This is a genomic window from Donghicola eburneus, assembly GCF_900115865.1.
In the GTDB taxonomy this organism is placed as follows: Bacteria; Pseudomonadota; Alphaproteobacteria; order Rhodobacterales; family Rhodobacteraceae; genus Donghicola; species Donghicola eburneus.
This window is the reverse complement of the sequence record NZ_FOXY01000002.1, coordinates 18,056-40,933: the sequence shown is the minus strand read 5'-3', so window position 1 is coordinate 40,933 and position 22,878 is coordinate 18,056. Positions and strand designations below refer to the sequence as shown.

Annotated in this window: 20 protein-coding genes; 12 read left to right on the top strand and 8 right to left on the bottom strand. The window is 60.4% G+C overall.

The features are described from left to right. Nucleotides 1-7: 7 nt before the first annotated feature. Nucleotides 8-1,801, bottom strand: coding sequence for a serine protease (locus BM225_RS02835; RefSeq protein WP_072706858.1), 1,794 nt, complete (start codon nucleotides 1,799-1,801; stop codon nucleotides 8-10). 158 nt (nucleotides 1,802-1,959) lie between these two features. Here BM225_RS02835 and BM225_RS02830 point away from each other — a divergent pair, with 158 nt between their 5' ends. The 8 genes from BM225_RS02830 (at nucleotide 1,960) to glmM (ending at nucleotide 12,427) form a co-directional block, all read left to right on the top strand. Continuing rightward, on the top strand, nucleotides 1,960-2,898 hold the full coding sequence (locus BM225_RS02830) for a glycine--tRNA ligase subunit alpha (RefSeq protein WP_072706857.1): 939 nt from the start codon (nucleotides 1,960-1,962) through the stop codon (nucleotides 2,896-2,898). Continuing rightward, a complete protein-coding gene (locus BM225_RS02825; RefSeq protein ID WP_072706856.1) occupies nucleotides 2,895-3,428 on the top strand; it encodes a DUF6446 family protein in 534 nt (177 codons plus the stop codon). The genes BM225_RS02830 and BM225_RS02825 overlap by 4 nt, the downstream gene beginning before the upstream one ends. Continuing rightward, nucleotides 3,428-5,479: a glycine--tRNA ligase subunit beta gene (gene glyS / locus BM225_RS02820; RefSeq protein ID WP_072706855.1), complete on the top strand. Its 2,052-nt coding sequence runs from the start codon at nucleotides 3,428-3,430 to the stop codon at nucleotides 5,477-5,479. The genes BM225_RS02825 and glyS overlap by 1 nt, the downstream gene beginning before the upstream one ends. 143 nt (nucleotides 5,480-5,622) lie before the next feature. Next, entirely contained in the window at nucleotides 5,623-8,163 is a 2,541-nt protein-coding gene (locus BM225_RS02815; protein ID WP_072706854.1) for a putative PEP-binding protein, read from the top strand. Between the two features lie 163 nt (nucleotides 8,164-8,326). Further along, nucleotides 8,327-8,989, top strand: coding sequence for a cell wall hydrolase (locus BM225_RS02810; protein WP_072706853.1), 663 nt, complete (start codon nucleotides 8,327-8,329; stop codon nucleotides 8,987-8,989). Between the two features lie 103 nt (nucleotides 8,990-9,092). Further along, complete coding sequence (locus BM225_RS02805) at nucleotides 9,093-10,049, top strand: dihydroneopterin aldolase (protein ID WP_072706852.1); 957 nt, start codon at nucleotides 9,093-9,095, stop codon at nucleotides 10,047-10,049. 17 nt (nucleotides 10,050-10,066) lie between these two features. Next, entirely contained in the window at nucleotides 10,067-11,071 is a 1,005-nt protein-coding gene (folP, locus tag BM225_RS02800) for a dihydropteroate synthase (RefSeq protein WP_072706851.1), read from the top strand. 6 nt (nucleotides 11,072-11,077) lie between these two features. After that, the gene (gene glmM, locus BM225_RS02795; protein WP_072706850.1) at nucleotides 11,078-12,427 is read left to right on the top strand and encodes a phosphoglucosamine mutase; all 1,350 of its coding nucleotides are present in this window, start codon (nucleotides 11,078-11,080) and stop codon (nucleotides 12,425-12,427) included. 55 nt (nucleotides 12,428-12,482) lie between these two features. Here the strand turns inward: glmM and BM225_RS02790 are convergent, their stop codons facing one another. Together BM225_RS02790 and ilvC are read right to left on the bottom strand one after the other, a co-directional pair. Beyond that, on the bottom strand, nucleotides 12,483-13,394 hold the full coding sequence (locus BM225_RS02790; RefSeq protein WP_072706849.1) for a DMT family transporter: 912 nt from the start codon (nucleotides 13,392-13,394) through the stop codon (nucleotides 12,483-12,485). A gap of 111 nt (nucleotides 13,395-13,505) precedes the next feature. Further along, nucleotides 13,506-14,528, bottom strand: a complete 1,023-nt coding sequence (ilvC, locus tag BM225_RS02785) for a ketol-acid reductoisomerase (protein ID WP_072706848.1) — start codon at nucleotides 14,526-14,528, stop codon at nucleotides 13,506-13,508. Nucleotides 14,529-14,662: 134 nt separating this feature from the next. Between ilvC and BM225_RS02780 the strand changes: the two genes are divergently transcribed. The 3 genes from BM225_RS02780 (at nucleotide 14,663) to BM225_RS02770 (ending at nucleotide 16,889) form a co-directional block, all read left to right on the top strand. Beyond that, complete coding sequence (locus BM225_RS02780; RefSeq protein ID WP_072706847.1) at nucleotides 14,663-15,118, top strand: Lrp/AsnC family transcriptional regulator; 456 nt, start codon at nucleotides 14,663-14,665, stop codon at nucleotides 15,116-15,118. Then, nucleotides 15,115-15,576 carry an Lrp/AsnC family transcriptional regulator gene (locus tag BM225_RS02775; protein WP_072706846.1) on the top strand — a complete coding sequence of 154 codons (462 nt, stop codon included), beginning with the start codon at nucleotides 15,115-15,117 and terminating at the stop codon, nucleotides 15,574-15,576. Before BM225_RS02780 ends, BM225_RS02775 begins: the two co-directional genes overlap by 4 nt. Before the next feature lie 188 nt (nucleotides 15,577-15,764). Then, the gene (locus BM225_RS02770; RefSeq protein ID WP_072706845.1) at nucleotides 15,765-16,889 is read left to right on the top strand and encodes an aminotransferase class V-fold PLP-dependent enzyme; all 1,125 of its coding nucleotides are present in this window, start codon (nucleotides 15,765-15,767) and stop codon (nucleotides 16,887-16,889) included. Nucleotides 16,890-16,907: 18 nt separating this feature from the next. On the opposite strand, the gene BM225_RS02765 is transcribed toward BM225_RS02770, so the two are convergent. The 3 genes from BM225_RS02765 to BM225_RS02755 form a co-directional block, all read right to left on the bottom strand. Further along, on the bottom strand, nucleotides 16,908-18,110 hold the full coding sequence (locus BM225_RS02765; RefSeq protein WP_072706844.1) for a UbiH/UbiF family hydroxylase: 1,203 nt from the start codon (nucleotides 18,108-18,110) through the stop codon (nucleotides 16,908-16,910). A gap of 58 nt (nucleotides 18,111-18,168) precedes the next feature. Next, nucleotides 18,169-18,420 carry a hypothetical protein gene (locus BM225_RS02760; protein ID WP_072706843.1) on the bottom strand — a complete coding sequence of 84 codons (252 nt, stop codon included), beginning with the start codon at nucleotides 18,418-18,420 and terminating at the stop codon, nucleotides 18,169-18,171. Nucleotides 18,421-18,506: 86 nt separating this feature from the next. Next, entirely contained in the window at nucleotides 18,507-19,151 is a 645-nt protein-coding gene (locus BM225_RS02755; RefSeq protein ID WP_072706842.1) for a pyrimidine 5'-nucleotidase, read from the bottom strand. Nucleotides 19,152-19,266: 115 nt separating this feature from the next. Between BM225_RS02755 and BM225_RS02750 the strand changes: the two genes are divergently transcribed. After that, nucleotides 19,267-19,917, top strand: a complete 651-nt coding sequence (locus BM225_RS02750; RefSeq protein ID WP_072706841.1) for a GntR family transcriptional regulator — start codon at nucleotides 19,267-19,269, stop codon at nucleotides 19,915-19,917. On the opposite strand, the gene BM225_RS02745 is transcribed toward BM225_RS02750, so the two are convergent. Both BM225_RS02745 and carA read right to left on the bottom strand, forming a co-directional pair. Further along, nucleotides 19,914-21,602, bottom strand: a complete 1,689-nt coding sequence (locus BM225_RS02745; protein WP_072706840.1) for a glycosyltransferase — start codon at nucleotides 21,600-21,602, stop codon at nucleotides 19,914-19,916. The genes BM225_RS02750 and BM225_RS02745 overlap by 4 nt on opposite strands. Before the next feature lie 67 nt (nucleotides 21,603-21,669). Next, nucleotides 21,670-22,842, bottom strand: a complete 1,173-nt coding sequence (gene carA, locus BM225_RS02740; RefSeq protein ID WP_072706839.1) for a glutamine-hydrolyzing carbamoyl-phosphate synthase small subunit — start codon at nucleotides 22,840-22,842, stop codon at nucleotides 21,670-21,672. Between the last annotated feature and the right edge of the window lie 36 nt (nucleotides 22,843-22,878).

The following is a 22,878-nucleotide window of genomic DNA, read 5'->3' as shown; positions in this document are numbered from 1 at the left end:
CTTGTTTTTACTTCCAGCACTCAACGAGCGCGGTCAGATCGCTGGCTGCTAGACGAAGGTCTTCGGCTTCCATCCGGCCCACATCGGTTGTGACCTCGGATGTCACTCCCTGCGCCGCGAGGAATGCCTCAAGTCCTGCTTCTTTGATCGCAAAACGCACATCTTGGGGCAGGGCGCGGCTGCTGTAGCTCTGGGGCACCAGCAGGCCAATTACAGCGCCGCTCATATCCAGAACGGGACCGCCAATATCGCCCTCAGTGGTGTGGGCGGACAGGCGCATGCGTGTCGTATCACCGCTCAGGTCTTCCATATTTTCGATGGTGCCAAAGGTGACCGAAGGCGCCCCGAGTTGGCCACCAAAGCTGTAGCCCGCGACTGCAATCTCTGTCTGCAAACGAGGCGACGACTTCTGCAGGAGCGCTTTTGCGGGGGGCACCAGCGACTCCATCGGGCGTAGCAGCGCAAGGCCACTGGCAGCATCCACAGCGGCAAGTGTCGCCTCGTGCTCGCTCTCCAGCATGATGCTGGCGCAGGTGTCCAAACCGTCGGCCAAAGTCACGACTTGACCTGACCCGTCTGCCCACATGCCCGAGCGGGCAAATTCCGGTCTGCGCACTTCCAACCCTGCCACCAGATCAAGGCTTTGGGCGACGTCTAGGTTCAGCGCGCCGCTCAGAATGCCGGGAATGCGCGTAAAGCTGGCCTGAATGCGTTCTAGAACGCGGGTGCGGCGGCCTTCGTCCCCGGCGGGCCAAACAAGGGTAAAGCCCTTGATCTCTCCGCCTTCGAGCGAAACCTCTGTGTAGGACACGATATCGTTGTTGATGCCCTCAATGGTGAAACCGTTGCGGCGCAGGGTGCGTGGGCCATCCAGCGGGATGATCTGCAAGGTTTGCATGATCTCGTAGAGACCGCCCAAGGTTGCGGCATCGCCCGGCTCGCTGATCAGGTGGACCTGTACCGCAGGCTCGCCCGAGGGCAGGTAGCGCGCAAAGGGTGGGCTGTAGCCGTCAAAGCGCAGCGCGCCCATGGGTAGGTCGATCTGGATGCCGGCCTTGTCGTCGCGCACGGTCTCAAAACCCAGTCCGTCGAAAACCGCGTTGTACTGCGCCAAGAGTTCGGCACGCTGCAGGGTGGTCAGGATGCCTGTGGGCTCAAAATCATTGGCGGCCTGCCAATTCGCCATGGACCCACGCGTGCCGCGGCCAAAGGCACCGTCGATCCGGCCTTCGTAGAAGCCTGCCCATTTTAGCGCCACTTGCAGCATATTGCGCTCTTCGGCGGTCAGCAGGGCTTCGCTCTGGCGGGCTTGATAAGGCGTCTCGTCGATGATTACGGGCTCTGGCGCTTCGACCACTTCGGGCTCGAGCGCGACAGGGGCGTCGTCCGTTTGGGGCAAGTCGTCCAGCGGGGTGACTTCGACCGTGGGGGCAGGGGGTTCACCTGTAACCGGCGGTTCACCAATCGGCTGGGTGTTCGCCCCAACGGGCCAGTACTGATCCTGATACTCGCGACCATCGGTGATGTAAGCATCTCGCGGGATTTGTCCGGTGCGCAGGTATTCGCGGCGCAACGTCTCGGCCTGCTGGGGGTCAAAGGGCCCCAACGTGATCGCGTACCACCCTGATCCCAAAGAGAAACCGTTCACCTGAGGCAGTGCACCCGCATAGGCCTGCGCGCGGAATTGCGCCTCGTTCAGGGTGGGCTGAGCCTCGATCTGGATATATGCGACTTCTTGGGAAATCGCTGCCGTGGCGGCGAAAACCGAAATGCTGGTCATCAGCGAAAGATACCGATTCATACAGTGTCCTTGAAAAGTCTTTTGTTATGTCCGCTTGCGCGCTTTTGATGCCCAACAAATCTGCCTTCGGGCCGCAGGTCAATAATGCGGGTCATATAATTGACCCTGACCGCCTACGCGACTAGAGAGTGTTGCGCACGAGCCCTAGAGGAATGAGCATGTCAGCACCGCTTGAAAAACCCCGTAGCTTTCAGGAAATCATCCTTCGTCTCCAGAATTACTGGGGCAGCAAAGGATGCGCCGTCCTGCAACCCTACGATATGGAGGTCGGTGCCGGTACGTTCCACCCCGCGACCACCTTGCGTTCGCTGGGCTCCAAGCCATGGGCAGCGGCTTATGTCCAGCCTTCGCGCCGTCCCACTGACGGCCGCTATGGCGAGAACCCGAACCGTCTGCAGCACTACTATCAGTACCAGGTGCTGATCAAACCGTCGCCGCCGAACCTGCAAGAGCTGTATCTTGGCTCTCTGGCCGCGATTGGTATCGATATGGACCTGCACGACATCCGCTTTGTCGAGGATGACTGGGAAAGCCCGACGCTTGGTGCGTGGGGTCTGGGTTGGGAAGTCTGGTGTGACGGTATGGAAGTGTCGCAGTTCACCTATTTCCAACAGGTTGGCGGCCATGACTGTCACCCTGTGTCCGGCGAGCTGACCTATGGTCTGGAGCGTCTGGCCATGTACGTTCTGGGCATCGACCACGTGATGGACATGCCCTACAGCGATCCCGACAGCCCGATCCCGCTGAAATACGGTGACGTGTTCCAGCAGACCGAGCAGGAATATTCGCGCTGGAACTTCGATGTGGCCGACACCGACACCCTGCTGCGCCACTTCGAAGAGGCCGAGGCCGAATGCGCCCGCATCCTGAGCCAAGAGCATGTCGATCCGAAAACCGGCAAGCGTATCATCATGGCGCACCCTGCCTATGACCAGACCATCAAGGCCAGCCACATCTTTAACCTGCTGGATGCGCGCGGCGTGATCTCGGTCACCGAGCGTCAGGCCTATATCGGCCGCGTCCGCGCCTTGGCGAAAATGTGTGCAGATGCCTTTGTCTTGACCGAGGCGGGCGGCTACACGCCCGAAACCACATGAGAGCGGGTCAGTTACTCGTGGGCGCGATTGGTGTGACAGCCGCAGTAGCGGGCGCGGCTCTGTATTATTTGCAGGTCTATGCCTATTACGAACCCGTTGAGGCCAGCGGCACAGATGACGTGACCCTGACGGGCATCGTCAGCGAAGCGCCCGAAAGCATCGTCTATGACAATTTTCAGGCCATTGATGCGGACAGCAGCCCGCTACGGTACCGCGCATGTTTTGAAACGCCGCTGTCCCAGTCGATGCTGACCGAAACCTATCAGGACTACCCCAAGGCCGAACCTCTGGTCGGCCCCGGTTGGTTTGACTGTTTCGACGCCAAAGCCCTTGGCGCCGCGCTGGAATCCGGAGAGGCGCTCGCCTTTCTTGGCCAGCGTGACTTTATCTACGGCATCGACCGTGTGGTCGCTGTGCTGCCCGATGGCCGCGGCTTTGTCTGGCACCAGATGAACCATTGCGGCGAAGTCGTCTATGACGGCGATCCCGTTCCCGAAGATTGCCCCGAACCCCCGAAGAGCGTGAACTAATGCCCGATCTGCTGATTGAACTTTTCTCCGAAGAGATCCCTGCGCGCATGCAAGCCCGCGCCGCCGAGGATCTGAAAAAGAAAGTGACCGACGGCATGGTCGAGGCGGGTCTGACCTATGCCCACGCCAAAGCCTTTGCCACGCCGCGCCGCTTGGTGCTGGCGGTCGAGGATGTGCTGGACCGTTCGCCCGACCTGAAAGAAGAGCGCAAAGGCCCCCGTGTCGGCGCGCCCGAAAAGGCGATCGAAGGCTTCCTGCGGGGCGCTGGCGTCACCATGGACCAGCTCGAAATCCGGGACGAGAAAAAGGGGCAGGTCTATTTTGCGACCATTCAGACCCCCGGCCGCGAGGCTGCTGCGATCATCGCAGAGGTTCTGGAAAACACCGTTCGCAATTTTCCGTGGCCCAAATCCATGCGCTGGGGCGCAGGTTCCTTGCGTTGGGTGCGCCCGCTGCACTCGATCATCTGCCTGTTGACCGCCGAAGACGGGGCAGAGGTTGTTGATCTGGACATCGATGGCATCAAATCAGGCCGCGCGACCCGTGGTCACCGCTTCATGGGCGGCGATGCGTTCGAGGTGAGCAGCTTTGACGACTATGTCGCCAAGCTGAAGAAGGCCAAGGTCATTCTGGACCCCGAGGAGAGAGCAGAGACCATCTGGCACGACGCGACCAACATGGCCTTTGCCCAAGGCATGGAAGTGGTCGAGGATCGCGGTCTGCTGGCAGAGGTCGCCGGTCTGGTCGAATGGCCCGTCGTCCTGATGGGCGAGATTGGCGCAGACTTCCTGAACCTGCCGCCCGAGGTTCTGCAAACCTCGATGAAAGAGCACCAGAAGTTCTTTTCGGTGAAGAACCCGAAAACGGGCCGGATCGAGAAATTTGTCACCGTCGCGAACATTGAGACCCGCGACAACGGCGCGACCATTCTTGCGGGCAACCAGAAGGTTCTGGCTGCGCGTCTGTCGGATGCGAAATTCTTTTGGGAGAATGACCTGCGCACCGCCAAGGCAGGTATGGACACTTGGGTGGACGGTCTGGGCAACGTGACCTTCCACAACAAGCTAGGTGCGCAGAAAGAGCGGATCGAACGCATTGTGGCCTTGGCCGCCGAACTTGCGCCGGTCACGGGTGCGGACGCCGAAGCGGCACAAACTGCTGCCCGCATCGCCAAGGCTGACTTGCAGTCCGAAATGGTCTACGAATTCCCCGAACTTCAGGGGCTTATGGGCCGTTATTACGCCGAAGCGGCAGGCTATGACGCCGACGTGGCGCGCGTGTGCCAAGAGCATTACTCGCCTCTCGGTCCGTCGGATGACGTGCCCACCGCGCCATTGTCGGTGACTGCCGCTCTGGCGGACAAGCTGGACACGCTGACCGGCTTCTGGGCCATCGACGAGAAGCCGACCGGTTCCAAAGACCCGTTCGCTCTGCGCCGCGCGGCATTAGGTGTGATCCGGCTGTTGCTGGAGAATGATCTGCGCATGAACCTGCTCGATCATCTGTCGGCGGCGGGTGAAGCGAAAGACGATCTTTTGTCCTTCTTCCATGATCGTCTGAAGGTCTACCTTAAGGATCAGGGTATCCGTCACGACATCATTGATGCCTGTTTGGCGATGGATGGGGCGGATGATCTGACGCTTTTGGTCAAGCGCGCGCGGGCGCTGTCCGACGTTCTGGGCACCGAGGACGGTGTGAACCTGGTTCAGGGCTACAAGCGGGCCGCCAACATTCTGGCGCAGGCCGAAGAGAAGGACGGTGTGGAGTATTCCTTTGGTGCCGATCCGAAATTTGCCGAGGTGGACGAGGAGAAGGCTCTGTTCGATGCGCTGACCGCTGCGAGCGGCGCGATCAAGGATGCGCTGTCGTCGGAAGACTTTGCCGCCGCGATGGGGCAGATGGCAGAGCTGCGCGCCCCGATCGACGCTTTCTTTGAGGCGGTTCAGGTGAATACGGACAACGAGATCGTGCGCCGGAACCGCTTGAACCTGCTGAGCCAGATCCGTCAGACGTGCGGTCAGGTCGCTGATCTGGGCCGGATCGAGGGGTAAACCCCGCCTGAGAGGCGCGGGGCGGCCTAGGTGCGTGGGGGCGCTGCCCCCACGCCCCCGGAGTATTTTTGCAAAGATGAAGAAGAGGCGCTTGCTCGGACAGAGTTAGCGCCTATTCTGTGCGCAGCGAAAGAGGTGCTGCAGTGCAGAATTTTGATGAAAACGTCACCCTGATCACCCCATCGGCCCCCGTGGCCGTCGCGACCCATGGCGGGCGGGCGAAGTGTCTGCAGCGGCTTGTGCGCATGGATTTGCCTGTGCCTGACACGGTTGCGCTGTCATTTGCGGCGGTCAAACTGATCGCTTCGGGACGGGTGCCAGATGTCTCTCGTATTCTGGAGCCGTTCGGCGAGGGCGCTCTGATGTGTGTGCGCCCATCGTCAGAGGACCCCGATTGGGGCGGTCCGGGGGCTGTTCTGAACATCGGGATGAATGACGCCACATATGTGGATCTGTCAGACAAGATCGGGCACGAGGCCGCAGCAGAACTGTATCTGCGTTTCGTCAAGAATTTTGCGGTGCACGTGGCGCGGTTGGATCCGGACGTGTTTGACGAGATCACTGAAGAGGGCTCGGCGGGCCTTGGGGCCGCTTTGGCGGCATATGAGGCTGAGACTGATGAGCGGTTCCCGCAGGACGCTGGCCAGCAGTTGACCGAAGTGTTGCGCTCGATGGCGCGCGCTTGGGAAGGGACCAGTGCGCGGCTCTTGCGGCAGGCCAAAGGGGCCCCTGCGGATGCAGGGCTCGGGCTTGTGGTGCAGCGAATGGCCTTGGGGCTGGGGTCGGGCGAATGCGGGTCTGGTGTGATTCAGTTCGTGGATTCCGAAACCGGTGCGCCGCGGATCAAGGGCCGTTATTTGAGCCAGAGCCAGGGGCGTGAGGCGCTCTTGCAGGCTGAAGCGATTTATCTGGAGAAAGACGCGCGCGGACCTTCGCTAGAAGAACACGCGCCGGATGCCTTTGAAAAGCTCAAGGATTTCGGATCGCGGATGCGGACGCGTCTGCGCGAGGAGTTGCAGATCGAATTCACCATCGAGGATGGCGAAATCCATATTCTGGACGGCGTGCGTGTCGTGCGGAGCAACCGTGCGGCGCTACGGATCGCGGTGGATTTGGCCGAAAGTGGTGTGATCAGCCGCGAAGAAGCCGTGCTGCGGATTGAGCCAAGAGCACTGTCGGAATTGTTGCACCGTCAGGTGGATCCGAACGCACCGCGGGATCGGATCGCGCGCGGTGTGGCGGCCAGCCCTGGCGCGGCAACCGGCAAAATCGTGTTCAGTGCGGCGGATGCGCAGGCCAGCGCCTCGCGCGGGGAACCGTGCATTCTGGTGCGGCGCGAAACCCAGCCCGAGGACATTCGCGGTATGCACGCGGCTGTGGCCGTCATGACAGAGCGTGGCGGAATGACCAGCCATGCTGCTGTGATCGGACGCGGTTTGGGTCTACCTTGTGTGGTCGGGATCGAAGCTCTGCGGTTTCATATGAGAAAGAAGCTGCTGGTGACGCGGGACGGGCGCCAGTTCAAAGAAGGCGATGTGATCACGGTCGATGGTACCACCGGTGATGTGCTGGCGGGCGAGCCCGCAATGCTGGAGGCGGCCGAGGATGATGGGCTCCAGACATTGATGGAGTGGGCCGATGAGTTTCGGGACATCGAAATTCGCGCGAACGCCGACACGCCAGCGGATGCGCAGGTCGCGCGCAACTTCAAAGCGCAAGGCATCGGATTGGCACGAACAGAGCACATGTTCTTTGACTCTGATCGCCTGACCGCCATGCGCGAGATGATCTTTGCCCATGCGGTCGAGGACAGGCGTGCCGCTCTCGAGCGGATTTTGCCCATGCAGCGGGCGGACTTTATCGATTTGTTCCGGATCATGGCTGGGCTGCCAGTTTGTATTCGCCTGTTCGACCCGCCGCTACACGAATTCCTGCCATCGGACCGCGCTGGGCTTCTGAACTTGGCAGAGGCGTTGGACCTGCCGGTGTCAGACGTGACCCGCCGCGCCGAAGAGCTGGAGGAATACAACCCGATGCTTGGCCTGCGGGGGGTCCGTCTGGGCGTGACCGTTCCCGAGATCTACGAGATGCAGGCACGCGCGATCTTCGAGGCCACGATCGCCACCCAAAAAAGCGGGGCGACCGTTGTGCCAGAGATCATGATTCCCCTCGTCTCCGCCAAGCGCGAGGTCGAGCTGGTGAAAACCCGCGTCGATGCGGTCGCTGCGGCTGTGCGGACCGAAACGGGGCAGGACTTTACCTACCGCCTTGGCGTGATGGTCGAGACCCCGCGCGCCTGTTTGCGGGCAGGGGACATCGCCAGCCATGCGTCGTTCTTTAGCTTTGGTACTAACGACCTGACCCAGATGACATACGGCCTGTCGCGCGACGATGCGGGCCGCTTTATGTCCAACTATGTAAGCGAGGGGGTCTTCCCCGAAGATCCGTTCCATAGGCTCGACACCGAGGGTGTGGGCGAGTTGCTCGACTTGGCGGCGACCCGCGCCAGAGACGCGCGCCCAAATATTACGCTATCAATTTGCGGAGAACACGGCGGCGATCCCGAATCAATTGCATTCTGTCGAAAGGCGGGTTTCAACTATGTTTCGTGCTCACCATTCCGTGTTCCGGGTGCCAGATTGGCAGCCGCGCAATTCGCGTTGAGTGAGCGTGAAACGCGCTAAGTGCCTGTAACAGAAGTGTAAAACCTCAGGTCGCGAAAGAATGTCGCGTGACGCCAAAAGGTTACATGCCTTTAAGACACCTCTGAGAGTATTGAAAAAGGAGGCCCAAGTCGGGTACGTCCTTCGCCGGACCGCTGGACGGTACTGATGACGAGGATAAGGCATGCGTTTTGGCATTCTGAAAGTAGCAGCTCTGGGACTTCTGGTACTCGCACCGGGAGCCGTCTTTGCGGATGCTTTGAATGCGCGCCTGACCGACCTGCTCGGACAAGAGAAAGAGGCCCTCGCCGCCGTCTCGTCCAAACACTTAGGCAGTCTGACACGTTTGCCGAAAAAGGCCAAAGAGGCCGCAATCGCCAAGACGCCTCAGGTCGAATACTCCAAACAGTTTCTGGCCGAGCTGCCCAAGGCCAAGGGCGGGGACGAGTTTCAATGTCTGGCAGAGGCGCTTTACTTCGAAGCGCGTGGGGAAACGGTCAAAGGCCAGTTTGCGGTGGCTGAAGTCATCTTGAACCGTGTCGATAGCAAGAAATTCCCCGATACGGTTTGCGCCGTCGTCAATCAGGGCACTGGACGCAAGTACGCCTGCCAATTCACCTACACGTGTGATGGCTATGCCGAAGTGATCAACGAGCCCAAGGCGTACGAGCGTGTGGCTAAAGTGGCCCGTATCATGCTGGACGGCGGTGATCGCACTCTGACCGATGGTGCCACGTTCTATCACACCAAAGCTGTGCGTCCCCGTTGGGCATCCAGCTTTAACCACACCGCGACGATTGGTGTGCACAAATTCTACAGCGCGACCTCTCGTCTGACACAGCGATAACGCCTGCCTGTCGCGGTTGTTCCCCGATATGCCGCCTCGGAGTTGGCATTTGCAGCCATAGCGCCTAGGGTCGCCGAAAATTCGACGACATGAGTGTAGCGATATGACCAACGAAGTACGGCTGGCCTTTTCCCACCCTGACGAGCGGGCCAAAGCGAGCCCGATCCCTGGCATCAGCGGCCCCTTGGACCGGATTAGCCTGCGCGACCATATCGTCGAGGTCGAGATCGGTGCATTTCAGGCAGAACGTGGGACCACCCAGCGCGTGTGCTTTAACGTTGTTGTTGAGGTGCAGCCTGTGACCGAGGTGCTGGACGACGATGTAGATCGCATCCTGTCCTACGATCGTGTGACCGAGGCGATTGCAGACTCGCTGGCCGAAGAACGCCTGAATTTGCTCGAAACCCTCGCGGATCGTGTTGCCAGTCGTATCCTGTCCGAACCGCAAGCCGTGCGTGCCTTTGTTCGGATCGAGAAGCTGGACCGCGGGCCCGGCGCTCTGGGGGTAGAGATTGTGCGCAATCGCCAAGACTACGGTCTGGCGCCCGAGGTGGCCCACAACGCCGCAAACGACCCGCGTGTGATTTACCTGACCAACGAAGCGATTGCCGCGCCGCATTTGTCGGATTGGCTCGACCAGCTGGCAGCAGGGGACCGTCCGGCTATTCTGTGCGTGGGTCTACCGGATCGGGCCGAGACGCACTCTGCTGCGCCTCTTGCACAGCGCCGCATTGACCTGCTGTCGATTGAACAGAACGCATGGGTTCTGGCGGGGCGTGATCGTCGCTGTGTGGTCGTGGGGACTCGGACCGAGTTGGACTGGGGTATGAAGCACGGTCAGATCAGCGTCTGGGCCCCATCCAAGATCGTCCTTGATGCCGTCGAGGGGCCGCACGTGTCCGTCCGTGATACCGAAGCGCTGAGCCGATGGTTTGCGTCCGAAATGGACGCCGCTGAGGTGATCTTTGTTAGCAGTGGCGAGATTGAGGGCGTTTCCGGTCAAATCGAGGAACGCCACCACGATCTGCGGGAAAGTCGGCTCTTGTCAAACGACGACTGATCGCTCATCCACGCAGTATGCGTGATTATTTTCGTCCCATTTTGCAATCTGGTCCCGCCCGTCCTGACAGCGCTTTGACGCTTGGAGGGGGCTGGACGTGGTTCACCGATGTCGAAGTTCTGCGCCGCGATGCGCCTGCGCGGATCATTCCAGCGGCAGCGCTGCCAGAGGCGGCGCGCACGGCGCTGTGTGCGCCGCGCGCGGACATCGCCCGTTTGTCCATGGCGCGCCCAAACATCATGGGCATCCTGAACACCACACCGGACAGCTTTTCCGACGGCGGACAGTTCTCTGATCGGGATCGCGCCTTGGCCCATGCAAAAGAGATGATCGGGGCAGGGGCCGATATGCTGGACATCGGCGGCGAGTCGACCCGTCCCGGTGCAGAAGACGTCGCGCTGGACGAGGAAACCCGCCGCACCGAACCCACCATCGCGGCCTTGCGTGCCTTTAGCGACGTGCCCGTGTCGATTGATACGCGTAAATCCGTTGTCGCTCGTGCGGCGTTAGATGCTGGAGCGGATCTGGTGAACGACGTTGCAGCCATGACCTATGATCCGCAAATTGCGCATGTGACGGCGACCGCTGCTGCGCCGATTTGCCTGATGCATGCCCAAGGCGACCCACAGACTATGCAGAACGCCCCTCACTACGATGATGTGGTGCTGGATGTGTACGACTTCCTGTCAGAGCGCGTGAGCGCCGCCGAAGCAGCAGGTATCCCGAGACAGCACATCGTGGTCGATCCGGGCATCGGCTTTGGCAAAACGCTGGACCATAACCTCGCGCTGCTACAGCGCCTTTCGATTTTTCATGGGCTCGGGTGCCCCATTCTTCTCGGGGTGTCGCGCAAGCGGTTCATCGGAACCCTCGCGGGCGTGTCAGAGGCTGCGGCCCGCATGCCCGGCTCTGTCGCAGTTGCGCTCGCAGGCGTGGCCCAAGGCGCTCAAATCCTGCGGGTCCATGATGTCGCCGAGACGCGTCAGGCCCTGACCCTCTTTCAAGCTGCTATTGGAGACTAACCCATTATGTCGAGAAAGTTTTTCGGAACCGACGGTGTGCGCGGCAAAGCGAACACCTATCCCATGACTGCCGAGATGGCCCTCAAGATCGGCGCTGCGGCGGGGCGGTATTTCCGGCGGGACTCCAGTACAGCGCACCGCGTGGTCATCGGCAAAGACACCCGACTGTCGGGCTACATGTTCGAGAATGCGCTGACTGCGGGTTTCACGTCGACCGGTATGAACGTTCTCTTGCTTGGCCCTGTTCCGACGCCTGCGGTGGGTCTGCTCACCACCTCTATGCGCGCCGATGTGGGCGTGATGATTTCCGCAAGTCATAACCCGCACGAGGACAATGGGATCAAGTTCTTTGGCCCCGATGGTTTCAAGCTGTCAGACGAGGCCGAGGCTGAAATCGAAGCTATGGTCATGGGTGAAATTCAACCGGCCAAGGCTGAAAACATCGGCCGCGCCAAGCGGATCGACGACGGTATTTATCGCTACATCGAACGCCTGAAATCCACCTTTCCGCATGGCAAGCGTCTTGATGGTCTGAAGGTAGTGATCGACTGCGCCAACGGCGCGGCCTATCGCGCGGCGCCCGAGGCGCTATGGGAGCTTGGCGCAGATGTCATCCGCATCGGCACCAGCCCTGACGGCAAGAACATCAACTTGAATTGCGGCTCCACGCATCCGGAAACAGCGGCCAAAGCAGTCATCGAGCACGGCGCAGATATCGGCATCTGCCTTGATGGGGATGCTGACCGTATCATGATCATTGACGAAAAAGGCCAGATTGCTGACGGCGATCAGTTGATGGCCCTCATCGCCGCGCGCTGGGCCGAAGAAGATCGCCTGAAAGGCAATGCGCTCGTTGCGACTGTGATGTCCAACCTTGGGCTCGAGCGCTTCCTTGGCGGGCGTGGCATCGATCTGAAGCGTACCAAAGTTGGCGATCGCTACGTGGTCGAAGAGATGCGCAAGAACGGTTACAACTTGGGCGGCGAACAGTCGGGTCACATCGTGATGACGGATTATGCGACCACCGGGGACGGACTTCTGGCGGGCCTGCAATTCCTTGCCGAGATGGTGCTGACGGGTAAACCCGCTAGCGAATTGGCCAAGAGCTTTGACCCCGTGCCGCAGCTTTTGAAAAACGTGCGCTACACGGCCGGACAAACACCGCTCGAAACCCTTGCCGTCCAGCAGGCCATCGCAAGCGCCGAGGCTGATCTAAAAGGCCAAGGCCGCCTTCTGATCCGCAAGTCCGGCACAGAGCCGCTGATCCGCGTCATGGCCGAATGCGAAGATCCGATCCTGCTGGAAAAAGTCGTCGACTCGATCGTGGCGGAGGTCGAGGCTGCGAGCCGAACCTAAGGTTTCTTTTTGCTAAAAATACTCAAACGGCGCGCCAATCCCCTTTGCGCGCCGTTTATGCTTTGCGGAATAGGCGGCGCAGATGGCTCCACTGGCTCAGGCCCATACCCGCCAGAATCAGACCCAGCGCCAGGAATAGCCCGGCGGGCAAGGCTTCTCCTAGAATGAGCGCCCCAAACACCATCGACCAGAAGGGCACCTGGTAGTTGGTCAAAGACATGAACGTCGAGCCAGCGCTTCGGATGACCAGTATGCGCAGCAAATTTGCGCCTGCTGTTTGGATCAGCCCAAGTCCGCTCAGGACTGCCAGCGTTGTAAGATCGGGCAGGGGCGGCGGGCCTTCTTTGAGCCACGCGACGGGCAGGCCAGCAAGCGCTGCAATGATCATCACGACGGCCGACATGGCGTAAGCATCAATCGGAGGGCAGTTTCGGGTGGTCACTGAACTGATCGCATAGCAGGCTGCAGCAGACAGACAGGCCACACGCCCCCATCCTTCCAGACCTGAGCCGCTGCTCTGCATCAGTCCGTCGCCAAGTAGCACGAGCACGCCGCAAAATCCCACCAGCAGTCCTACAAGCTTCATCACAGTGATGCGTTCACCGACAGAAAAGAAATGCGCCAAAGGCATCACGAGCAGCGGCACGCCGGCCATAGACACGCCCGCCGTGGCGGAGGTGACATGCTGCTGCCCCCAACTGAGAAGGAAGAAGGGAAAGGCAGAACTAAATAGACCGACCACCACCAGATAAGGCCAGCGGTTCTTGCCATCCTTGACGGGCGTGACCTTGCCACCCAGCGCGCCCCACACAGCGGTTAGCAGTATTGCGGCAAACAGGAGTCGCGCTTCAGCAAGCCAAAAAGGGCTGATCCCTTGGAGCGCAATTTCGATCAAGAGGAAGCTGCCGCCCCAAACACACCCCAGCGTCAGGACCATGATCCAGCTTTTCAGGGTGACTTCGGGCATTCTGTGACCTGCAATAAAAAAGGCTCCGACCGCAACGGATCGGAGCCTTTAGATGGGGTGGTGGCCATCTTGTCAACGGCCACCCCGCCTGCGGAAAATCCCGCGAAGCGATTAGTTCTTCGACTTGTCGACCATCTTGCCGGCAGAGATCCAAGGCATCATTTCGCGCAGCTTGGCACCGGTTGCTTCGATCAGGTGCTCGTCGTTTGCACGGCGCGATGCTTTCAGGGTGGGCTGGCCAACAGCGTTTTCCAGCATGAAGTCGCGAACGAACTTGCCCTGCTGAATGTCGGTCAGAACCTCTTTCATCGCCGCTTTGGTCTGCTCGTAGGGCAGGATGCGCGGGCCGGTGACGTACTGGCCGAACTCTGCAGTGTTCGAGATCGAGTAGTCCATGTTCGCGATGCCGCCTTCGTAGATCAGGTCCACGATCAGCTTCACTTCATGCAGACACTCGAAGTACGCCATTTCGGGTGCGTAGCCAGCTTCAACCAGGGTTTCGAAGCCGCAACGGATCAGCTCAACCAGGCCGCCGCACAGAACTGCCTGCTCGCCGAACAGGTCGGTTTCGCACTCTTCGCGGAAGTTGGTTTCGATGATGCCCGAACGGCCGCCACCGATTGCCGAGCAGTACGACAGACCGATTTCCAGCGCTTTGCCGGTTGCGTCGTTGTGAACTGCGACCAGGCAGGGCACGCCGCCGCCTTTGGTGTATTCGCCGCGTACGGTGTGGCCGGGGCCCTTGGGTGCCATCATGATGACGTCAACGCCTTCGGGCGCTTCGATCAGGCCGAAGTGAACGTTCAGGCCGTGGGCGAATGCGATCGCTGCACCGGGCTTGATGTTGTCTTTGACGTACTTTTTGTAGGTCTCTGCCTGAAGTTCGTCGGGCATGGTGAACATGATGACATCGCACCATGCTGCGGCTTCGGCGATACCCATGACCTGCAGGCCTTCGGCTTCACACTTCTTGGCCGAGGGCGAGCCTTCGCGCAGAGCGATGGCAACGTTCTTGGCGCCCGAGTCGCGCAGATTCAGCGCGTGTGCGTGGCCCTGAGAGCCGTAGCCCAGAATCGCCACTTTCTTTTCTTTGATCAGGTTAACGTCGCAATCGCGGTCGTAGTATACGCGCATCGGAATTCTCCTCGCTTGGGTGTTCGTTGGCGACCTTATCGCATGAATGTTTTGTGGATGCGCTTTTAATCTCGCGTGATTTTTGCGATTAAGTGAAAAATCTATTCGCATTAGTTCGGAATATAGAGAAGATCATGCTCGACGACACCGATAGACGCATTCTGCGCCTTTTTCAGGCGGACCCGTCCATTTCCACGGCAGAGCTGGCGGAAAGAGCAGGGGTAAGTGCGGGGGCATGCTGGCGCAGGCTTGAAAAACTGCGCAGCACCGGAGTCATCAAAGGCGTAGAGGCGGTGATCGACTGGCGTGCCTTGGGCTACGAGGTCGAGGTGTCCTTGCGTGTCGTGCTGGACAAAACCGTCCCGCGCGCGTTCGAGGATTTCAGCGCTGCCGCCCGCGAGGTGCCAGAGGTGCTGGAAATCCAGAGCTTCCTTGGCCGCGTGGACCTGCGCTTGTCCCTGATCGCCCGCGACATGCCCCATTACCAGCAGCTCTACCGCGACCGCATCCTGACCCTGCCACATATCGTGGACATCGAAGCCCTGATGCACGTCGCCCGTATCCAGAGCCAAGGGACCTTGCCGATATGATTGACCTTGATGATCTCGACCTGAAGATCCTGCACGCCCTGTCCCAAGACGCGACCCTAAGCGCAGGCGCTATAGGACGCCGCTTTGGCCTGTCCCAACCCGCAGCTTGGCGCCGAGTTAAACGCCTGTGGTCCGAGGGCGCATTATCCCACCGCCGTCTGGTATTGGATCACGAGGCACTGGGCTTCGGCGTGACCGTCTTTCTTGGCGTCAAGCTGGCCACCAAAGGACGCGTCAGCCTTGAGGATTTCGAGCGTGCGGTGACGGCAGTGCCAGAGGTGCAGACGGTCGAGCACATTCTCGGGGTCTATGACTATCGCCTACGCATTGTGGCGCGGGATATCAGTGACTTTGAACGGGTGCTGCGTCGGCGCATCATGGCACTTCCGGGTGTCGGCGACGTCGAGGCCAACGTCCTGCTCAGCGAAGAGCGTCTGCCCGGGCCGCTTGGCGGATAGGCTCCGACAGTGAGTATTTAAGACAAAGCAGAAAGGGCAGGCTTCTTTTTGCTAAAAATACCCATGGCTCCTGGTCACCACCCGCGCAGGCCCCGAATTTGCACGCCACTGCATGCAAAAGTATTCCTCGCCACACCCCTAACGGGCCGTTACTGATCTGGTCAGAAGTTTTCGAGAAGGAGAGAGCCGTGGCGTTGCTTGATAGTGTTGATCCAAATGGTCTGGACGAGTTTTCGGTGGTCTTCACGGACCGGTCGCTGAACCATATGTCCGCGCAATTTCAAGGCGTGATGAACGACATCTCCTCGATGCTCAAAGAAGTGTACAAGGCGGACGGCGTTGCCATTGTGCCCGGGGGCGGCACCTACGGAATGGAGGCGGTTGCGCGCCAGTTTGCCAAGGGCTCCAAGGTTCTGGTGGTGCGCAATGGCTGGTTCTCTTTCCGCTGGAGCCAAATTGTGGATGCGGGCGATCTGGCGACCGAGACGATCGTGATGAAGGCACGCCAGCAAGGCAATGAAACGACTGCGCCTTTTGCCCCTGCGCCGATTGAAGAGGTGGTCGCAAGAATCCGCGAAGAGAAGCCCGATGTGGTCTTTGCCCCGCACGTGGAAACCTCGGCGGGGGTGATCCTGCCGGACAGCTATATCAAGGCGCTGGCTGAAGCTGCCCACGAGGTCGATGCGCTGATGGTGCTGGACTGCATCGCCAGTGGCTGCATCTGGGTCGACATGAAGGCGACCGGAGTGGATGTGCTGATCTCTGCTCCGCAGAAGGGCTGGTCGTCGACCCCTTCGGCGGGTCTGGTGATGCTAGGGGAGCGCGCGATTGCAAAGCTGGAAGAGACGACGTCGGACAGCTTTGCCGTGGACCTGAAAAAATGGTTCCAGATCATGCAGGCCTATGAGAATGGTGGCCATGCCTATCACGCTACGATGCCGACGGATTCTTTGCTGGCCTTCCGCGATACCATGGCTGAAACGCGCGCCTATGGCTTCGAGCGTTTGCGCGAGGCGCAATGGGCGCTGGGGAATGGGGTTCGTGAACTCTTGGCGAAGCGCGGGATCAAGTCCGTCGCGGCCGACGGGTTTGGCGCGCCGGGCGTCGTGGTCAGCTACACGGATGATCCCGAGGTGCAGTCGGGTCGTGCCTTTGCAGCGAATGGCACCCAGATCGCGGCGGGCGTTCCGCTGCAATGTGACGAACCGCAGGGGTTCTCGACCTTCCGTTTGGGCTTGTTCGGGTTGGATAAACTCTATGACGTGCCCGCGACGATTGAGCGTCTGACACGGGCGCTGGACGCGGCGCTGTAAACGCGCCGCGACGTGGGCTTAGCGCATGCCGAGCCCCAATTGCATCAGCGTCTTCCGCACGGGTGCCAGAGAATAGAGCGCGTTCAGTCCCGCCGCGCGCAAATCGCGCAGGGGCTGGGCCGACAGTTGCGACGTGCGGTTCAACAGATCAATGCCGGTGACACGGGCCAGCACCTCTGGGTGGCGGCGACGGTGGTAGCGTTGCAGCATCTCGGGCGATCCGATGTTAGCGGGGTCGGCCTTGGCCAAATCCAGCAGGCACCGCTGATCGGCCAGTGACATATTCAGACCTTGTGCGCCGATAGGGGGCACGACGTGCGCGGCCTCTGCCACCAGCGCGGTCCGTGCGCCGTACATCTGGTCGGCCCACTGGCTGATGATTGGCCAGACGGTCCGGCGCGAGGCCAGCGTCAGCGGGCCAAGGATCTGGCAGGACCGTTCGTTCATGGCTGCTTCGAAGTCTGCTTCGGGCAGGTTGATTAGACGCATCGCCTCTGGCCCGTCTTCCATCCAAACGATTGCGGAACTGGGACGCCCCTCGTAGTCGGGCAGCGGCACCAAGGTAAACGGTCCGCCCGAGCGGTGAATCTCGGTCGAGACATTTTCGTGGGGCAGGGGGTGCGTGACCGCAAAAGCCAGCGCCTTTTGACCATAGCGGCGGGTTTTAACAGGGATGTTCAACGCCTTGCGCACGGGCGAATTGCGGCCATCTGCGGCGACCAGCATCCGGCATTGTGCCACGGTGCCGTCACTCAGCCTGACGCGCGCATGATCAGTGCGGGTCAGAACGCCCGCAGTGCCCACGCCGGGGCGGAAAGTGACAGTCTCCATCCCCTCTAGATGCGCGACCATTTCGCGGCGCAAAAGCCAGTTGGGCAGATTCCAGCCAAAGGGTTGATCCGAAATCTCGGAGGCGACGAAATCCTTGGTCACGCGGGGCTCGGCCACTTCGCCGCCCGCGTCGATGATGCGCATGACGTCCAGCGGCATCGCCTCGGCGTCCAGACGGTCCCACAGGCCCGCTTCTTCGAGCAAGAGCCGCCCCGGCTGTAGAATCGCCGTTGTGCGCAGGTCGGACCCTTCGGCGTTGCGATCTGTGATGGGGGGCTGGGGGTCCACGCAAAGAACGGTGAACCCCGCAGATCCGAAGGCCGCAGCTGCGCTCAGGCCAGCAACGCCGCCTCCGGATACAATGATGTCGTAGCTTTGGAATGTCGTCATGGGATCTCTCCTTGTCCCATGACATAGGGCGTTTCTGCCCGAAGGTCCAAGCGACAGTTTAGCCGCGTGTGATGAGCAGCAGGATCACCCACATCACGGGAACAAATGCGACCGCAGGCAGGTAAAGCGCGGGGATGCCCCACGTCATCACAGCGGCGGCCCATAGGCTCAGGACCGCGACGAGCAGATACCAGATATTGTCTTTGTCGCCGTGGAGCAGGTCCTTGGCGATCCAGCCGATCACGGGAATCGACAGAATAATGCGCATCGGAACGCCGGGCTGGGAGGGGGTGCTGGTGATGTCAGCCATGTTAAGGAGTCCTTCGGATAAATAATTTGCCCCCTAGGTATGTTTTCCAAAACACCAGTGAAATTGCCCTCTTTGACGCAGTGCGACTATTTGAGCCGCGACAAAAAGTCAGTCAGATCAACGGTGTGGTGGTGGATGTGATCGGCTGCGTGCGGCTCTGGTGCGACATGGACGGTGCGCATCCCGATGGCATGGGGAACGGCCAGATTGCGCGGGTCATCCTCGAACATTGCAGCAGTCGTGGGCGACAGGTTGTCCTTGGTAAACACCGCGTCAAACGCAGCGGCTTCGGGCTTGGGGCGGTAGTTCGCGTGTTCGATCCCGTAGACCGCATCGAAAAGGCCCTCCAATCCGCGCGCCTGCAAAACCTGCTCGGCATAGGGCGCAGAGCCGTTCGTATAGACTATTTTGCGCCCCGGCAGGTCGCGGATGTGGCCCGCTAGGGCCGCGTCGGGCTCTAGCACGGTAAAGTCGATGTCGTGCACGTGGTCCAAGAACGGGTCCGGCTCGATGCTGTACTCGGCCATCAAACCCGCGAGGGTGGTGCCATGGAGCGCCCAATAAGTCTTGCGCAGGCGGTCCGCCTCGGCGTGCGAGACACCGAGCGTGCCCATGACGTAATCGATCATTTTCTTTTCGATCTGGTCGAAAAGACGGAAGTGCGGCGGATACAGAGTGTTGTCGAGGTCAAACACCCAGGTATCGATATGGTTGAAATCCTGACGTGGCATGGCTTTCCCCTAGCCCAAATGCGGCGCTTTGCCCATAACCTAGGAAACACAGTGGGTTGATCCACGGGCGCGCGCCAGCATAATCTGGCGCATTGAGTTGTAAGGGGGACTGCAGGTGGCAGACGACAAGAACCAGAACAAGGATGCCTACACGCTGATTCTGGATGCAATCGATACCGGGATTTACCGGCCGGGCGACCGTCTTGTCGAAAGCGAGCTGGCCGAACGGTTCGGCGTGTCCCGCACCCCGATCCGAGAAGCCTTGCAGCGTCTGGAAACCCAGTCCCTGCTGACTCGGGACGGGCGGTCGATGATTGTGGCGTCCTTGGATCATAACCAGCTGGCCGAATTGTACGTCGTCCGCTCCGAGCTAGAGGCTTTGGCCGCCCGCCTCGCGGCCCGCCATGCGACCGAAGAAGAGATCAACGTGCTGCGCGACATGAACGAAGCCGACCGCGCGCTGATCGGAAACCCTGCGGCATTGGCGCGTGCGAACCGCCGGTTCCATCGTCAGGTGCATCTGGCCTCGCACAATCGATATCTGTTTCAGCAGCTCGATTTGGTTTACCGGACTATGGCCTTGATGGCGACGACATCTTTGGCGGCCGAGGGGCGCTCTGAGACCGCGATCAAAGAGCATGATCAGATCGTTGACGCGATTGCCGCGCGTGACGGGGAGGCAGCCTATGCCGCGCTCAAGGCGCACATCTCCAAGGCTTTTGTGACGCGTCTGAAATCCGACGCAGCTGCAGCGGAGAAAGGTTAATTTTCTTCGTCCGAATGTCCGTGATCGGTCTTGTCCCAGTAAAACGGACGCAGGGCCAGCTCGTAGGCTGCTTTGAACGCGGCTGGTGTGGCGAGTGGAAAGTACAGCGGCATAAAGATCGCCCACGGCAACAAGTGCCGTAGGTGCGGCGCGGCAACTGCGATCAGGGAAGCGGACAGATTGATCACCTCACAGGCCATGAAGGTATAGATCAACGTCCATGTGGCGGTGTGGTCCAGAGCCCCAAGCATTGGATGGGTAAAGCCGAAGGGCAGCAGCCAGAACGACCAAAGCAGCGGGGCCAATAAAAACTGGCTGATTGAGGCCAAGAAGAAGATTTGGAATCCTAGAAACTGCCGCGCCCCAAGCTCTCGCCACAGGCGCCATGGGCTACGCATGTGTACCAGATAGGTGACCATGTAGCCCTTGATCCAGCGCGAGCGCTGCTTGATCCACGGCCAAGTCCGGCAGTTCGCCTCTTCCATCGTCGTTGTCGGGATAAGCTCGGTGCGCCATCCACGTCGCGACAAGCGAATCCCCAGATCTGCGTCCTCGGTGACATTGTGCGCGTCCCAGGCGCCAAGCTCTTCGAGCGCGTGACGGCGGACGAACAGGGTGGTGCCCCCCAGAGGAACCGCAAGTCCCAGCGCCGAAAGACCGGGCAAGATCAGGCGGAACCACGCCGCATATTCGGTCGTAAAGCAGCGCGATAGCCAGTTGTCGCGCGGGTTGTAGTAGTCGAGACGCCCTTGCAGGCACACGACCTCTGGCGGGGCGGCTGCAAAGGCGGCGGCGACTTTGCGCAGTTGGTCTGCCTCGGGCGCATCTTCGGCATCGTAGACGCCAACAATCTCGCCTCGGCAGAAATCTAGGGCGTAATTCAGGGCGCGCGGCTTGGTTTTCGGGTGTCCGTCCGGCACGACAATCACGCGGAACCCCTCAGGAAGGGGCGCGGCCTCGTCTAGAGCATTGCGGGTCTTGGCGTCATGCTCCTCGACGACAAACAGGACGTCGAGTTTGTCGTGGGGATAATCGAGACGGCGCATTCGCCGGACCAGTCGCTGCGCGATCCGCGATTCTTTGTGCAGCGGGACCATGATCGAAATCACCGGCAAGCTGGCGTTTTCAAGCGCGGGCGGGTCTTGGTGGGATCGCCGGCCCACCAAGGCAGCGCCCAAGCAAAAGAGCTTTAGCACGGTCACACAAATCAGGGTAAAGATGCACCACGCTGTCAGGACCAGCGCGGCGGTCGACGGCGTGGCAAGCACAAAGCCGAGGCCCGTTACAGTGACCAAGGGCATTTGTAGGCGATTGCGGGCGTAGAACCCGTCAAAGCCGCGGCAGCTCAGATCTTTGGCGACGCGAGTCTCGGCGCGCCGCGCGAGGGCCATTCCGAAAAACTGATGATGGGCGGCTTCGATCTGAGATTGCGTGGCTATGCAATAATTTGTGCCTGCGCCCAGTTGGGTCGATACCGTCGCGACTGCAGATGCGCTTTCGACTGCAACGGTTCCATCGGCCAAGGGGACGGCCCGCAACCTTACCCAGTCATTTGGCGTCAGATGCGGGTGGCCTTTAGGATCGCACGTCAGCGCTAGATCTTCGGGCAACTGAAAATACCCAGCGGCAGCATGCGCTGCGGCTGTCCGAGGGCGTACCTTCTGCGGCGCTCCTTGGCTGAACATGAAAATGCTCTCCTCACTGGGTGAGAAGAGCATCCATGGTAGGTCTTAATAGGCGGTTAAGCCGATCTTAATTTGCAGCCGCTTTGCGCGCATCCATCGCTTCGGCGAAACGCTCGAAGAGGTAGAAGCTGTCCTGCGGGCCGGGGCTTGCCTCGGGGTGGTGCTGTACGCTGAACACGGGCTTGCCTTCGACCTCGATACCGCAGTTCGACCCGTCGAACAGCGACACGTGGCTTTCCACAACACCTGCGGGCAGGGTCTGTGTGTCAACAGTGAAGCCGTGGTTCATCGAGGTGATCTCGACCTTGCCGGTCTTGTTCTCTTTAACCGGGTGGTTCGCACCGTGGTGCCCGTGGTTCATCTTGACGGTCTTGGCACCCAGCGCCAGAGCCAGCATCTGGTGTCCAAGGCAGATGCCAAAGACGGGCAGATCAGCTTCAAGGACCTTCTTGATCGCGGGCACAGCGTATTCGCCGGTCGCAGCCGGATCGCCAGGGCCGTTCGACAGGAAAACGCCATCGGGGCTGTGAGCCAAAATCTCTTCGCCAGTGGCGGACGCGGGCAGGACGGTCACGTCACACCCAGCGGACGCGAGGCAGCGCAGGATGTTGCGTTTGGCGCCAAAGTCGATCGCGACGACCTTGTGCTTGGGGGCCTCTTGCTTGGCGTAGCCTTCGGGCCATGCCCAACGCATCTCGTCCCAGCGGTAAGATTGCGCGCAGGTCACGTCTTTGGCCAGATCGAGCCCGACCAGACCTTTGAAGGCGCGGGCTTTGGCGACCAGAGCTTCGATGTCAAAGTTGCCTTCGGGATCGTGGGCCAGAGCAACGTGCGGGGCGCCTTGCTGGCGGATCGCGCGGGTCAGGCGGCGGGTGTCGATGCCACCGATCGCGATGCGGCCGCGCTTGGTCAGCCATTCACCCAATGTTTCAACCGAACGCCAGTTGCTGGGTTCGGTGGGGTCCCATTTCACAACCATCCCTGCGGCCACCGGATCACCGGTTTCGTCGTCTTCGGGGGTCGCACCGGTGTTCCCGATATGGGGGAAGGTAAAGGTCACGATCTGGCCCGCATAGGACGGGTCGGTCATGATTTCCTGGTAACCGGTCATGGCAGTGTTGAAGCACAGTTCGGCTTCGGTCACTCCGGTTGCACCGAAGCCTTTGCCATAGAAAATGGTCCCGTCTGCAAGGGCCAGACAGGCGGTCGGGCGGGCAGGGGCGTGGGCGCTGCTGGGCATCGGCTCTCTCCTTGGGGACAAATCGGGCGACACATA